The organism is Oxalobacteraceae sp. CFBP 8761 (assembly GCA_014841595.1).
Taxonomy (GTDB): domain Bacteria; phylum Pseudomonadota; class Gammaproteobacteria; order Burkholderiales; family Burkholderiaceae_D; genus Telluria.
In genome coordinates this window covers 770,467-784,465 of record JACYUE010000002.1, presented here as the reverse complement: position 1 = coordinate 784,465, position 13,999 = coordinate 770,467, and the positions used below count along the sequence as shown (strand labels likewise).

General features: G+C 65.9%; 13 protein-coding genes. 5 read left to right on the top strand and 8 right to left on the bottom strand.

Features of this window, described 5'->3' with window-relative positions; genetic code table 11:
• Nucleotides 1-39 precede the first annotated feature (39 nt).
• The 3 genes from IFU00_15825 to IFU00_15815 form a co-directional block, all read right to left on the bottom strand.
• On the bottom strand, nt 40-1,188 hold the full coding sequence (locus tag IFU00_15825; protein ID MBD8543753.1) for a hypothetical protein: 1,149 nt from the start codon (nt 1,186-1,188) through the stop codon (nt 40-42).
• 43 nt (nt 1,189-1,231) lie between these two features.
• Nucleotides 1,232-2,122: a hypothetical protein gene (locus IFU00_15820; protein MBD8543752.1), complete on the bottom strand. Its 891-nt coding sequence runs from the start codon at nt 2,120-2,122 to the stop codon at nt 1,232-1,234.
• 87 nt (nt 2,123-2,209) lie between these two features.
• Complete coding sequence (locus IFU00_15815) at nt 2,210-3,142, bottom strand: histone deacetylase family protein (protein ID MBD8543751.1); 933 nt, start codon at nt 3,140-3,142, stop codon at nt 2,210-2,212.
• 216 nt (nt 3,143-3,358) lie between these two features.
• Between IFU00_15815 and IFU00_15810 the strand changes: the two genes are divergently transcribed.
• The 5 genes from IFU00_15810 (at nt 3,359) to IFU00_15790 (ending at nt 9,297) form a co-directional block, all read left to right on the top strand.
• Nucleotides 3,359-4,279 (top strand): MoxR family ATPase, encoded by a 921-nt coding sequence (locus tag IFU00_15810; GenBank protein MBD8543750.1) that lies wholly within the window; start codon nt 3,359-3,361, stop codon nt 4,277-4,279.
• Nucleotides 4,279-5,271 (top strand): DUF58 domain-containing protein, encoded by a 993-nt coding sequence (locus IFU00_15805; GenBank protein ID MBD8543749.1) that lies wholly within the window; start codon nt 4,279-4,281, stop codon nt 5,269-5,271. Before IFU00_15810 ends, IFU00_15805 begins: the two co-directional genes overlap by 1 nt.
• Nucleotides 5,268-7,283, top strand: coding sequence for a DUF3488 domain-containing transglutaminase family protein (locus tag IFU00_15800; protein ID MBD8543748.1), 2,016 nt, complete (start codon nt 5,268-5,270; stop codon nt 7,281-7,283). Before IFU00_15805 ends, IFU00_15800 begins: the two co-directional genes overlap by 4 nt.
• On the top strand, nt 7,280-8,491 hold the full coding sequence (gene mltB, locus IFU00_15795; GenBank protein ID MBD8543747.1) for a lytic murein transglycosylase B: 1,212 nt from the start codon (nt 7,280-7,282) through the stop codon (nt 8,489-8,491). The genes IFU00_15800 and mltB overlap by 4 nt, the downstream gene beginning before the upstream one ends.
• Nucleotides 8,492-8,958: 467 nt before the next feature.
• Nucleotides 8,959-9,297, top strand: a complete 339-nt coding sequence (locus IFU00_15790; GenBank protein MBD8543746.1) for a hypothetical protein — start codon at nt 8,959-8,961, stop codon at nt 9,295-9,297.
• A 267-nt stretch (nt 9,298-9,564) separates the two neighbouring features.
• Here IFU00_15790 and cysM read toward each other — a convergent pair whose 3' ends face one another.
• The 5 genes from cysM to rfaE1 all read right to left on the bottom strand — a co-directional run bounded on the left by cysM (nt 9,565) and on the right by rfaE1 (nt 13,957).
• Nucleotides 9,565-10,467 carry a cysteine synthase CysM gene (gene cysM / locus IFU00_15785; protein MBD8543745.1) on the bottom strand — a complete coding sequence of 301 codons (903 nt, stop codon included), beginning with the start codon at nt 10,465-10,467 and terminating at the stop codon, nt 9,565-9,567.
• Between the two features lie 107 nt (nt 10,468-10,574).
• The gene (locus IFU00_15780; protein ID MBD8543744.1) at nt 10,575-11,048 is read right to left on the bottom strand and encodes a DUF4124 domain-containing protein; all 474 of its coding nucleotides are present in this window, start codon (nt 11,046-11,048) and stop codon (nt 10,575-10,577) included.
• A gap of 15 nt (nt 11,049-11,063) precedes the next feature.
• Complete coding sequence (locus IFU00_15775; protein ID MBD8543743.1) at nt 11,064-12,458, bottom strand: M28 family metallopeptidase; 1,395 nt, start codon at nt 12,456-12,458, stop codon at nt 11,064-11,066.
• A gap of 89 nt (nt 12,459-12,547) precedes the next feature.
• Entirely contained in the window at nt 12,548-12,895 is a 348-nt protein-coding gene (locus IFU00_15770) for a helix-hairpin-helix domain-containing protein (protein ID MBD8543742.1), read from the bottom strand.
• A 111-nt stretch (nt 12,896-13,006) separates the two neighbouring features.
• On the bottom strand, nt 13,007-13,957 hold the full coding sequence (gene rfaE1 / locus IFU00_15765; GenBank protein ID MBD8543741.1) for a D-glycero-beta-D-manno-heptose-7-phosphate kinase: 951 nt from the start codon (nt 13,955-13,957) through the stop codon (nt 13,007-13,009).
• Between the last annotated feature and the right edge of the window lie 42 nt (nt 13,958-13,999).

Below are 13,999 nucleotides of genomic sequence, written 5' to 3'. Positions count from 1 at the left end.
CATCGCGGTGTCCGCGCTGGTCGAGTTGCCGCTGGTGCCTTACTGAACCGGCGCTGGCTCGCTGCACTCAAAAGGCGGCAAGGTGGCCGCCGGATCGAACGCCGCCAAGCGCTCGCGCGCCGCCGCGCGGTCTTTCGCATACTCGGCCAGGTAGCGGCTCCGTTCCTCGCTCTGCCATACGTGATCGGGCACGCCGGCCAGCGACAGCGTGCGGCTCACCAGCACGGGGCCCTCACGGCGCGCCAGCAGCAGCCGATCCGGATCCGCGTTCTCACGCAGCAGATAGCCTTCGACATCGCGCAGCACGAGCGGCAATGGCGGCGCAGGATCGGCGTCGTGCAGCAGCTTGCCGTGCACGCGCAACGCGACCGACTGCATCCCCTGCCCCAATAGTTCGTTGAAGCTCGCCAGCGCAAACGGGCGGCCCAGCGCATCGTCGATGCGGCCGCTGACCACGTAGCGGCCAGCCAGGCGCACATCGAGCGGCAGCGTGAACTCAAGGGCGTCCGGGCCGATCGCTTCACGCGGTACGCCCGTCCAGATGGCAGGCAGCTCGTGCGAATAAATCACATCGAACAACACGACACCCGCACGGCCATTGACGCTGAAGCGCACTTCGCTGCGGATGGTGCCGTGAAAGCCGGCCAGTGCGCCCGCCTGCGGCGCGAACGTGGCGCGCCAGTGGCCGTCATCATCCTGCGAAAACGCCGGCGTTACACGGGGCGCGGGGCGACTGCCCGTGGCGCCCATGCCCTGGACCAGCGCACGCGTGACCACCAGCGGCAGCGCGGCGCCGTGTGCGTCGACAGCGCGCAGCGAAAACTCGACCGTCTCGCCCGCCGCCAGGTAGACGCGCGACTGCGCGGTCTGCACCAGGACGCCCGGATCGCTGTCCCCGCCATCGATGCGCATCGGGTTCGATTCGCGCACAGGCTGGTTCGGATACAGCTGGTCGGGATGCTGCGCGGCCGGACGCGATGCATGCGGGTAGCGGGTGTGCTGGAGGTAGCTGCAATAGGTGTGCTGCGTCAATCGAACCTGCCCGGCAAGCTGACGGCGACGCACGGTACGGTCGCCGCAGGCGGGGGTCATGACCGGCACGGGCCCGAGAAAATGCAACCCAGCCGGCGGCGCCGACGCTGCAAGTGGCAGCGCCGGATCGTCCTCGCGCCAGAACAGTCCAACCATGAGCGCACCGGCGACAAACAGTGCCAGCCAAACGAGGCGGCGCCTAGTTGGCCGTATCGACCATCGCGTCACGCATGACTCCGATGATGCCGGCCCAGTTGCCGTCGCCATAGTGGTTGAAGCGTTCACCGTCGTCGCGGAACACGACCGAGTGCCAGCTCCACTTGACACTGCCGCCCTGGTTCGGCGCGGTGCCCAGGCGCAAATCGTCGCACAGCCAGTCACCCGGATTACACAGCGAACGGCCTGCATTGCCGGCCACGCCGCCGCTGCTGTGGTAGGCCACGACCTCGTCATCCTGGCCTGGCAGCACGAACGAGTACGCGGTACCACGCGCGCCCGCGTAGCGATAGAACCAGACGTTGCGGGTGTCGTTGTGGTTGTACATGGCGCGCGCGGTGCTGGTCTTGAGGTCTTGCACGAGCGGCTCGGAGGTGGTCCAGGCGCCGGCGTTGGCGAGCTCGGAGCCGCCCGCCGCGCCAGCCGCAACGCGCACCCATTTGAGGTTCCAGCCGGTCTGCACGCCGCCGCTGGCGGCGCATACACCGCTGGCGTTCGCGCTGGCGTTCGTCACGGCGCGCGCCGAACCGCCGTAATTGGCCAGCGTGTACCCGAGCAGCAGGTCGCCCGCGCTGTAGGCGGCGACATAGCACCAGTTCTGGCCTGTGCAGAAGCAGTCGAGCGCATCGCGCACGCGTCCGCTTTGCGAGGCAATGCTGCTGCGGCCATCCCAGTTGACTGCCTGCTTGTTGATGCCGGCAGGGGTAGCGGCCGGGCCCCAGTAGCGAAAGTCGCTGTAGTTGCCAGGCGCGCCGCCGCCGCTGCGACCGTTGATCCAGAGCGTGTAGTTGGTGGCGCCCGCCACGGTGCTGGCCAGCAGCAGGCACAGGGTGCAGAAGATGTAGAGGGCGTACGGGATGCGGCGGTGTTTCATGCTGGTCTCCTCGCTCATGCTGGTCTCCTCGCTGCCCGGCGCGTGCCGGTGCTACGTTAGAGAGCAGAATGCCGCCGCGGTTCCCGACTATTCGAGATCGGCCAGCACCTTCAGGTGCGCCACGACGCTGCGCGCCAGCGACGACAGCTCGTAGCCGCCTTCGAGACAGCTGACGATCCGCCCGCCGGCGTATTCGTTGGCCACCGCCAGCACCTGCCGCGTGATCCACGCATAGTCCGCCTCGACCAGCCCGATGCCGCCCATATCGTCGTCGCGATGGCCATCGAAGCCGGCCGATACAAAAATCATTTGCGGCTTGAAGGCATGCAGCGCCGGCAGCCACTGGTCCTGCACCAGCTGGCGCACGGTGTCGCCCTCGCAGCGCGCCGGCACCGGCACGTTCACGCAGGTGGCGGTAATCGGTTCGGGCTCGGTGTAGGGAAAGAACGGATGCTGGAAGAAGCTCGCCATCAGCACGCGCGGATCGTCACGAAACGCGTCGGCCGTGCCGTTGCCGTGATGGACATCGAAGTCGATGATCGCCACGCGCTTCAGCCCATGCGCCTCGAGCGCGTGGCGCGCGGCGATGGCCACGTTGTTAAAGAGGCAGAAGCCCATCGGCTCGCTCGGCGTGGCGTGGTGGCCCGGCGGGCGCACCGAGCAGAAGGCGTTGGTGACCGTGCCGGCGATGACGTCGTCGGTTGCCGCCACCGCGGCGCCGGCTGCGCGCAGCGCCGCCTGGTAGCTGTACTGGTTGAGCGACGTATCGCCATCGAGCGGGTAGTAGTCGCCCGGCGTGGCCGGCACATGATCGCGCACCAGCGCCAGCGCGCCCGCCGTGTGGTTGCGCAGGATCTGCGCGGTGTCGGCCAGCGGCGCACTGCGCTGCTCGATCAGGCCATCCAGGCGCGCCAGGATCAATTGGTCGTCAATCGCCCGCAGGCGGGCCGGGGACTCGGGATGCCAATCGCCCATCTCGTGCCGCAGGCAGTCGGGGTGGCTGTAAATCGCTGTACTCATGATGCTCGGTCTCCGCCTGTGCTCATCCATTCACACCTTGCCGCGCCGTTCTCGCATAGAATCCCTTGGGACGGCTTGTTGCTGTCGACGTATGAAGATTGCCAATGACGCTAATCTACCACGGCAGGCCGCAGCGCTGCTGTGCCGCCTTGTCAATCATGCATGCGCGCCAGGTCCGCCGACCTGTTTCATGTACCGAATAACGTAAAGCCAACCATGTTCAACAAATTGCACGCCGTCGCACGCCAGGTCAACCAGGTGGTGGTCGGCAAGGACCAGCAGGTGCGCCTGGCCCTGACCTGCCTGCTGGCCGGCGGCCACCTGCTGCTCGACGACCTGCCGGGCGTCGGCAAGACCACGCTGGCGCACGCGCTGGCCATCTCGCTGGGCCTGCGCTTCAACCGCGTCCAGTTCACGAGCGATTTGCTGCCGGCCGACGTGGCCGGCATCTCGATCTATGAACGCGAAAAGAACGAGTTCGTGTTCCATCCTGGTCCGATCTTCACGCAGGTGCTGCTGGCCGACGAGATCAACCGCGCCACGCCCAAGACCCAATCGGGCCTGCTCGAAGCCATGGAAGAACACCAGGTCTCGGCCGATGGCGTCACGCGCGCGCTGCCCGAGCCCTTCTTTGTCATCGCCACGCAGAACCCGGCCAACCAGGTCGGCGTGTTCCCGCTGCCCGAGTCGCAGCTCGACCGCTTTCTGATGTGCCTGACGCTGGGCTACCCGGACGCCGCTGCCGAACGCGCGCTGCTGATGGGCGAAGACCGGCGCGCGATGCTCAAGACCCTGCAGCCGGCGATGCAGGCCACCGAGCTGGCCGCGGCCCGGCATCAGCTGCGCACGATCCACGCGTCCGACGCCCTGATCACGTATGTGCAGGCGCTGGCGCAGGCGTCGCGCCAGAACGGCATGTTCGCCGAAGGCCTGTCACCACGCGCCGCGATCGCGCTGCTGCAGGCCGGGCGCGCCTGGGCTGCGCTCGAAGGGCGCGATCACGTGATCCCCGAAGATATCCAGGCCGTGCTGGTGCCGGTTTGTGCGCACCGCCTGCGGCCACTGCGCGCCGCGCACGGCACCGCGCTGGCCAGCCGCGACCTGGTGCTGCAACTGCAAAAGGCGGTCCCGGTCTGATGGCGCTGGCGCTACGGGGCTGGTTGCGCCGCACGACCGGCACATGGCTGCCGCGCGGCGGCGCACTCGATGCGGGCGAGGTGGTCATCAGCCAGCGCCGCGTGTTCATCGTGCCGTCGCGCGCGGGCCTGGGGTTCGTGCTGCTGCTGGCCGTGCTGCTGGTCGGCTCGGTCAATTACGGGCTGGGCCTGGGCTTCGGCCTGACCTTCCTGGCTTTGTCGTGCGCACTGGTCGACATGGTCGGCACCTACCGCAATCTGGCGCAGCTGCGCCTGCAACAGGGCCGCACGGCGCCCGTGTTCGCGGGCGAGGTCGCGCAGTTCGAGCTGCATGTGATCAACCGCACGCGCCTGGCGCGCTACGCCGTGCGGGCCGACTTTGCCGACTGGCCCGAGCCACGCCACGTCGCCGACATCGCCGCCGGCACGCAGGCCACCGTCACCCTCACGCTGCCGACCACCGCGCGTGGCTGGGCGGCGCCGGCGCGCGTGAAGCTGTCGACGCGCTTTCCCCTTGGCCTGTTCGTCGCCTGGAGCTACTGGCGGCCGGCCGCGCGCGTGCTGGTCTACCCACGCCCTGAAGACGGCGCACCCGGCCTGCCGCTGCAGGGCGGCGGCGGCAACAGCGTGCGCACGGCCGGCCATGACGACTTTGCCGGCGTGCGCAATTACCAGGCGGGCGACTCGCCGCGCCAGATGGCCTGGCGCCAGATCGCGCGGCTCGATCCCAGCATCGGCGGCCAGCTGGTGACGAAACACTTCGAAGGCGGTGGCGGCGACGAACTGGTGCTCGACTTCGACCGCCTGCCACGCAACCTTGACATCGAACTGCGCCTGGCGCGCCTGACGCGCTGGGTGCTGGACGCCGAAAGCCGCGCCCTGCCCTATGCCTTCCACCTGGGCGCCGTGCGCATCGATGCCGGCAGCGGCGCGGCGCACCAGGCGGCATGCCTGCGCGCGCTCGCTTTGTACGGCATCGAGGGCCGCGCATGAACTTCCTGCGTACTCCGCTGCCACGCGACAAGGCCGACACACTGCTGCTCCTGGGGAGCGCGGTGCTGGTGCTGGCGCCACACGCACTGCACCTGCCGTGGTGGGTCTCGCTGCTGTGCGCGGCCACGCTGGCCTGGCGCGCCGCCATCACGCTGCGCGGCAAGCGCATGCCCAGGACCATCGTCCTGCTGCCGATCGCCATTGCCGCCATGGTCGGTGTGCAGTTCAGCTACGACACGCTGCTCGGCAAGGATGCCGGCGTGGCGATGCTGGTGCTGCTGGTGGCCTTCAAGATGCTCGAGATGCACGCGCGGCGCGACCTGTTCGTCGTGGTGTTCCTGTGCTTCTTCCTGGTGCTCACCAACTTCTTTTACGCGCAGGGGATCGGCACGGCCATCATGATGATCGCGTCGGTGCTGCTGCTGCTGGCCACGCAGCTGTCGTTCCAGTTCACCGGCGCGGTGCCGCCGCTGCGCACGCGCCTGGCGATGGCCGCGCGCATGCTGGCCTTTGCGGCGCCGATTGCTATCGCGCTGTTTTTCGTGTTCCCGCGCATCCAAGGCCCGCTGTGGAGCATGCCGGGCGGCCCGGGCGCCGGCACCTCGGGCTTGTCGGACCAGATGGCGCCGGGCCAGATGTCGAACCTGGCGCTGTCCGAAGAACCGGCGTTCAGGGTACGCTTCTTTGGCCGCCCGCCACTGCCGCCCCAGTTGTACTGGCGCGGCCCCGTGCTCGACGCCTTCGATGGCCTGACCTGGCGTCGCGGCGACAACATCGCATCGGGCCGCAACCTGCGCCTGTCGGTCGGCGGGCCGGGACTGGAATACGAAGTCACGCTCGAACCGTCGCAGTCGCGCTGGGTGTTCGCGCTCGAGATGCCGGGCGAACTGCCCGTCGTGCCGGGCCACGAGCTACGCATCTCGCCGCAGTTCGAACTGACGGCCGACGCGCCGCTGGCAAGCCGCGTGCGCTACCGCGCCAGCTCGCACGTCGAGTATGCGCTGCAGAATGGCCCTGTGCTGGCTGACACCAATCGCTGGCTGTTGCTGCCGTATGGTTTCAATCCGCGCGCCCTGGCGACCGGCATGGCCTTGCGCGCGCTGGCCGATCCGGCTGCACGGGTCGACGCCGTGCTGCGCCAGTTCCGCGAGCAAGCGTTCGAATACACGCTGGCCCCGCCGCTGCTGGGACGCCATACGGTCGACGAATTCCTGTACGGGACGCGCTCGGGCTTTTGCGAGCATTACTCGGGTGCGTTCGTGTTTTTGATGCGCGCGGCCGGCGTGCCGGCGCGCGTGGTGACCGGCTACCAGGGCGGCGAGCTCAATCCGATCGACGGCTTCATGACGGTGCGCCAGTCGGATGCCCACGCCTGGGCCGAAGTCTGGATCGCGGGGCGTGGCTGGTTGCGCGTCGACCCGACGGCGGCGGTGGCGCCGGAGCGTGTGCAGTCGGGGACGAACCGGGCCACGGAGCGGCCTGCGCCATTCGGGATCGACGCGCTGCGCGGCGTGAACCCGTTCGGACTGCAAGCCGGCGCCTGGCTGGCCGATGTGCGTAACGCGATGGGCGCGCTCAACAACGGCTGGAACCAGTGGGTACTGAACTACACGCCGGAACGCCAGCGCAGCGTCGTGCAGGGCTTGCAGGACAAGTTGCTCGGCTGGCCGTTCGGCGTCGCGCTGGTGGTGGCCGGATTGGCCTGGTGGGGCATGAAAATTTTGCGGCGCCGTCGCGAAATCAACCCGATCGATGCTCTATACTCGGTCTTGTGCAAGCGCCTGGGCCAGGCCGGCCTGCCGCGCGTACAAGACGAAGGGCCCAGCGCCTACGCGGCGCGCATCCTCGCCACCGATGCTGCTACCGCCGCCGGCGCGCAGCCCCTGAGCCCGCCCGCCCGCGAGGCCGCCATCGCCTTCCTGCGTCGTTACAGCGCCTGGCGCTACGCAGCGCCCGCAGCCGATCCCCGGCTCCACACCACTTTGAAACGTCTATTGTCGCAAGTCAGATGAAATTAATTGTTACCCTGTTCGCCGCGCTCGCGCTTGCCGCCAGCGCGCATGGCGATGCGCTTGCCGCCCCTTCTTCCGACAGCCAGGCGCGCAGCGCGCAAGCCAAGACCAAGGCCGCCAAAGCCAAAGCCGCAGCGAAAGCCAAATCGACGAACGCCAAATCGTCCAAGGCGCGCCGCACGGCCGCCAAGGCCGCGCCAGCTGTTGCAGCCGGCGCCGCTGCCGCCAGCGTCGTCGACACCGACAACGAGCATGTCAACTTTCTGGAATGGCAACCGGTACGCGAATTCATTGACGGGATGGTCGCGCAGCACGGCTTTGAGCGCGCGGCGCTCGAGACGCTGTTTGGCCAGGTGCGCTACATCGATACGGCCGTGCAGCTGGTCAAGCCGGCGCCGCCGGGCAAGCCGAAGAACTGGCAAGCCTACAGCGCCCGCTTCATCGAGCCGATCCGCATCCGCGCCGGCGTGCGCTTCTGGGAAGAGAACGCCGAAGCCCTCAAGCGCGCCGAAGCGGCATATGGCGTGCCTGCCGAGATCATCGTCGGCATCATTGGCATCGAAACCATCTATGGCCGCGACACCGGGCGCTTCCGCGTGCTCGACTCGCTCACCACGCTGGCGTTCGCCTATCCGGACGCACCGAACCAGGCCGCGCGCCAGGCGTTCTTCCGCGATGAGCTGGCCAACACGCTGGTGCTGGCGCGCGAGCGCGGCTACGACCCGTTCTCGCTGCTCGGCTCGTTCGCCGGTGCAGTCGGTCTGCCGCAATTCATGCCGAGCAACATCCTCAAATACGGTGTGGACTTCGACAACGATGGCCGCGTCGATCTGCGTGGCTCCAGCGTCGATGCGATCGGCAGTGTCGCCAACTTCCTGATCCAGCATGGCTGGAACCCCGAGCACCGCGGGCCGACCGCGTATGCGGCCGACGTCTCGCCAGCACGCGCCTGGGAATCGTTGCTCGGACTCGGTCTGGAAGCGACGCTGAAACCGGAAGCGCTGCGCGCTGCTGGCGTGGTCACCAGCACGCCGCTGCCGGCGGAGAACCTGTACGGTTTGATCGACCTGCAAAATGGCGCTGAGCCGACCGAGTACTGGGTCGCCAACGATAATTTTTATGCCATCACCAAATACAATCGCAGTTATTTCTATGCAATGTCGGTAGTCGACCTGGGACGTGCGGTACGCGCTGCCCGGCCAGAGTGAGGCACGTCACGCTCCCTTTCCAAGCGGGAAATTTTGTAATCCTTTGTAACAAGTTTCCCGCCAACTTTCAATATTGCTGACCAGCACCCGCTCGCATACTCCCCAGGGGTATGCGCAGGTATCTTGCCATTATTCGTAGTAAATATATTACGAATGTAGTCATACCCCCCATTTTCTTTCCATTAAGTCAGCAATTCCCATACTGTGCGGCATCAAATGCTGGATGCCCGTACACTATTGATTAATCAAAAAACAATAGTTGTTTCACGTGACTATATGAGAGAATTGCATTGCGGCTATTGTTGCAAGTAGACAACGATAACCGAATCGAAAGAAACGATTCCGGCTTGCTCATGAGTATCGGTATCGAAATAGTTGTACAATTGAATAGAAATTTACGAAAGTAAAACCGGACTCGACGTTGTAGATGTTGATGACTCCGCACTAACCCCTAAGGACTATGAATCATGACTAACCAAGTCGGCATTGATATGAACAGCGATTCGGAAGGCGACGAGCTGCTTCAGTACAACCCGAATCGCCTGCTCGATACGTTGATCGAGAACCTGCGCCTGAAGAACGACGCAGCACTGTCGCGCGCGCTGGAAGTGGCGCCGCCGGTGATCTCCAAAATCCGTCACCACCGCCTGCCGGTAGGCGCTTCGCTGCTGATCCGCATGCACGAAGTGAGCGACCTGTCGATCCGCGACCTGCGCTACCTGATGGGCGATCGCCGTGCAAAATTCCGCATCAGCGACAAGCAGTTCAAGCCAAAAGAAGGCGCAGTCCCGGCAATGAAGGACTGAGCAACGCCGGGCGCTTCCGGGCGCCTGCGTTGTTCGTCTGGCCAGGATTGAACGGGCCGTCGCCATATGGTACGGCCGGCACCAGTAGTGCATACGCCCGGGCGGGCGTATGAGCCGCCGCATTGGCGGACGACCGAAGGAAATTGGCTTGGAGCCGATGGAAAGGTCTAGGCAGTCCAAGGACTGATTCACAAAGCCGCCCGGGCATCAGGCGGCTTTTTTTATGGGCACAGTCAACGCGGTGTTCACATTGGCCGTGCCATTGCTTCAGGCAGGAAACACACCCGTGGACAGGTAGCGATCGCCCCGGTCGCAGACGATGAATACGATGGTCGCGTTCTCGACGGTCTGCGCGATGCGCAGCGCCACTTCACAGGCGCCGGCGGCCGAGATGCCGCAGAAGATGCCCTCTTCGGCTGCCATGCGGCGCGCCATCTGCTCGGCCGCTGCCTGGCTCACGCTCTCGACCTGGTCAACGCGCGCCTTGTCATAGATCTTGGGCAGGTAGGCTTCGGGCCACTTGCGGATACCCGGGATCGACGAGCCTTCTTCGGGCTGCGCGCCGATGATACGCACCGCCTCATTCTGTTCCTTCAGATAGCGCGATACGCCCATGATGGTGCCGGTGGTGCCCATGGCGCTGACGAAGTGCGTGACGCGCCCGTCGGTGTCACGCCAGATTTCCGGGCCGGTGCTCTCGTAGTGCGCGCGTGGATTGTCGTCATTGGCGAACTGGTCGAGGATGATGCCCTGGCCGTCCTTCTGCATCTGCTCGGCCATGTCGCGCGCGTATTCCATGCCGCCGGTCTTTGGCGTGAGGATGATCTGCGCACCGTAGGCGGCCATGCTCTGACGCCGCTCGATCGACAGATTGTCTGGCATCAGCAGGATCATCTTGTAGCCGAGGATGGCCGCAGCCATCGCCAGCGCGATGCCGGTATTGCCGCTGGTCGCCTCGATCAGCGTGTCGCCCGGCTTGATCTGACCCCGCAGTTCGGCGCCGCGCAGCATCGACATCGCAGCGCGGTCCTTCACGGAACCAGCCGGGTTATTGCCTTCGAGCTTGCCCAGAATGATGTTGTTACGGGCCGCGCACTCCGCGCCCGGCAGGCGCTGCAGCTGCACGAGCGGCGTGTTGCCGATCGTGGATTCGATGGTCTTGTATGCCATTGCGTTCTCTATTCCTTGCGATACCAAAACACCATTTTAATCCGAGACGCACACGGGCGTCGGCGCAGCCGCCGGTCACGACTGCAAACGCCAGCAGGGAATGGTGTTCAGCGCGTACCCTGGCGCGTCAGCTGGCCTGGCATGGGGCTGGGATTCATGAAGTAACCGCAGATGCGGTTGACATCGATGATGGGTTCTTTGGCATCGGAAGCAAAGTTGGTGACGCGGCTTCGGCGCACCGCCAGTTTCCTTTTCGCCTGCTCGCACTCGTACGAGTTCGGGTCACCCTGCGGCGGCGCGATCGAGCCGACCGGCTCGGCCACAGCTGGCTGCAGGCCCGCACGCGCCTCGTCTGCACGCCAGTCCTGCACCGGTGCAGGCCGTGCTGCCTGCGGCGCACGCGTGACGACTGGCGGAAGTGCCTCCATCGTCGTGCGCTGCGCGCTGCGGGCGCAGCCCGAGTCGGAATAGGTCTTGGCCCCGGTTTTGGGATCGACGCATTTGTAGACCTGCGCCGCAGTCGGCAACGCGAGTGCGCACCCGCCCATCGCAATGATGCACATGACGATGGACGATTTCACGGTAGCGATACCGGCTCAGCGCAGCGGCAGCGGATAGGTCGCGACGCTGACGTTACCGTCCTTGTCGACCGCCTGCACGCCGAAGAAGACATTGTCCTTCGACAGGTCGAGCGTGGCTTCCGTCACGTTGCCAACCCACTTCGAACCTTCCCAGTTGGCGCTGGTCGTGTCGCGCCAGACGATGCGGTAGCCGGCCAGGTCAGGCTCGGCATTGGCTTTCCAGACCAGTGTTGAATCGTTGGTCAGGCCTGCGGTGCGCAGCTTGACCTCTTGCGGTGCGGCAGGCGCCATTGCGAGCGAGGCCATCGCGGCGCCATTCACGCGCGTGACCTTGGCAATGTAGTCGAAGTCGACGTGGTCGATCGTGTCGCCATACACCTTGCCGTTTTCGGTGCGCAGATCCTGGTGCTGGTGCGCGAAGTCTTCGGCTGGTTCGGTAAAGCGCAGCGCGGCGTAGCCCTGCTCGAGGAACGGCATGTGGTCGCCCCCGCGCAGATAGCGGTCATGCCGCTGGATCACGCTGACCTTGAAGCCTTTCACGTAGCGCTCGCCCTGCTCCTTCGTGTGGCGCGCGAGCTGGCGCGAGAGCGAATCGTTCTCGCCGCCCGTCGCCACCAGCTGGCGCACGGCCTCGCTCATTTCCTTGGTCGCCGGGATACTCTGGGCGAACAGGCGCACCTGCTTGTTGTCGACCTTGCCGTCGTCGCCCTTCGAGCTGCCGATGATGTCGTTGGTGAACATGCCTGCGACGTTCCAGTTCTTTTCACGGGCGCCAACAGCCCAATGGCGGGCGCCGATCAGGCCCTGCTCTTCGGCGGCCACGGCCATGAACACCAGCGTCGCATCGAACTTGTACTTGGCCATCACGCACGCCAGTTCCATGATCGCGGCGGTGCCCGATGCATCGTCGTTCGCGCCTGGCGCGTCCGAGGTGGCATCCATCACGTCCGAGGCGCGCGAATCATAGTGACCGCTGACGACGTACATGCGCTCTTTGGAAGCGGCCTGCGTGCCGGGCAGCGTCGCGACGACGTTGACGATCTCGGTGGGTTTGGTGATGCGCGCCGAGACGGGCGCCACGTGGCTGTCATACGTGACCTGCAATGGCGTGCCGGCGCCGCAGCGCTCGAGCTCGGCCTTGATCCAGCGGCGGGCAGCGCCGATGCCGCGCGTCGGCGATTCGGTCTCGGACATCGTGTGGCGCGTGCCGAAGCTGACCAGCTTGCGGATATGGCCTTCGATGCGCTGCTGCGAGACTTCGCCCAGGATCTTTGTGATCTGCGCTTGCTGCGCGGTGATATCGGGTTGTTTCGGTGTGGCGGGCGTGGCCACTGGCGTAGCAGCTGAAGCGACGCCTGCAGCAGCCAGCAGGGCTGCCAACAGAGCGGTTGAAACACGGGCGTGAGGCATGACGACCTTTCTGATATTGATGTTCAAGCACGATCTTGAAGAGCTGGAACATCTTGCCACGCGCCCGTGACGCTGTCAGTCAATACATGTCATGTTGCGGTTTTTGTCTCTGCCGGTTTGGCCGCCGACTTGTCGCCCTTGGCGGGGGCGGGCTTGGCGGCGACACCTTCCTTGCCCTTGCCGTTGACCACCAGCCCGGACTGGCTCAACTTGGCCGCTTTCTTGTCACCCAGCCCCTTGACGCGCGTTTGCAGGTCGGCCCAGTCCTTGAACTCACCCTTGGCGCGCTCGTCGAGGATGGCCTTGGACATGCTCGGCCCCACGCCCTTGACGCCATCGAGCGCGGCAACGTCGGCCTTGTTCACGTCGACCTGGGCAAACGCCATGCTCCCCGAGACGGCCAGTGCGGCAAAGGCAAGCATCAGTTTCTTGATCATTGAATTTCTCCGTTGGTTGAAGACGCTGGACGGCGACGCCGCCCATCGGACTCCTAACGGATCGCCCGGCGCGTCGTTGACGGGCCGGGCTTGAGGCAGATCAGGCGCGACTTAACCCGGAAACAGCTCGTCGCGGGTCACGGTGGCCGTGCCCAGCTTGCCGACGACGATGCCGCCGGCGCGGTTGGCCGTCACCAGCGCTTCGCCCAGCGGCGCGCCCGTGCCCAGCATCGTGGCCAGCGTCGCGATCACCGTGTCACCGGCGCCCGACACATCGAACACTTCGCGCGCGTCGGCGTTTACGTGCAGCACGTCATCGGCCGTGAACAGGCTCATGCCTTCTTCGGAGCGTGTCAGCAGCAGCGCATCCAGGCCCAGTTCCACGCGCAGTGCCTGCGCTTTTTCGAGCAACTGCGTCTCGCTCTTCCAGCCACCGACGACGCGCTGCAGTTCGGCGCGGTTGGGCGTCAGGATGCTCGCGCCCTTGTACGGCGTGAAGTCGTCGCCTTTCGGGTCCACCAGCACGATCTTGCCGGCGGCGCGCGCCAAGGCAATCATCTCGGCGACATTGACCAGCGCGCCCTTGTTGTAATCGGACAGGATGATCACGTCGTAATCGGGCAGCAGCGCCTTGAACTGGCTGAGCTTATCGCGCAGCACGGTCTCGGTGGGCGCGTCCTCGAAATCGATGCGCACCATCTGCTGCTGGCGGCCGATGACGCGCAGCTTGATGATGGTCGAGATGGCGTCGTCGCGCTTGAGGTAGCTGTGGATGCCCGCGCCCTGCAGCAGGCGCTCGACTTCATCGCCCGCCTCATCGGCCCCCACCACGCCCAGCAGGCCCGTGTAGGTGCCCAGGGCGGCGGCATTGCGCGCCACGTTGGCAGCGCCGCCCAGGCGCTCCTCGCGCCGCTCGATGCGCACGACGGGCACCGGCGCTTCCGGGGAGATGCGCGAGACGTCGCCGAACCAGTAGCGGTCGAGCATCACGTCGCCCACCACCAGCAGGCGCACGGCGGACAGTTCAGGGGCCGCCTGCTGGCGGTAGTCGTCGGCCACCAGCAGGCGGCTCGGGGTCATGGGCATAGCGCTTGTCATTGAGAT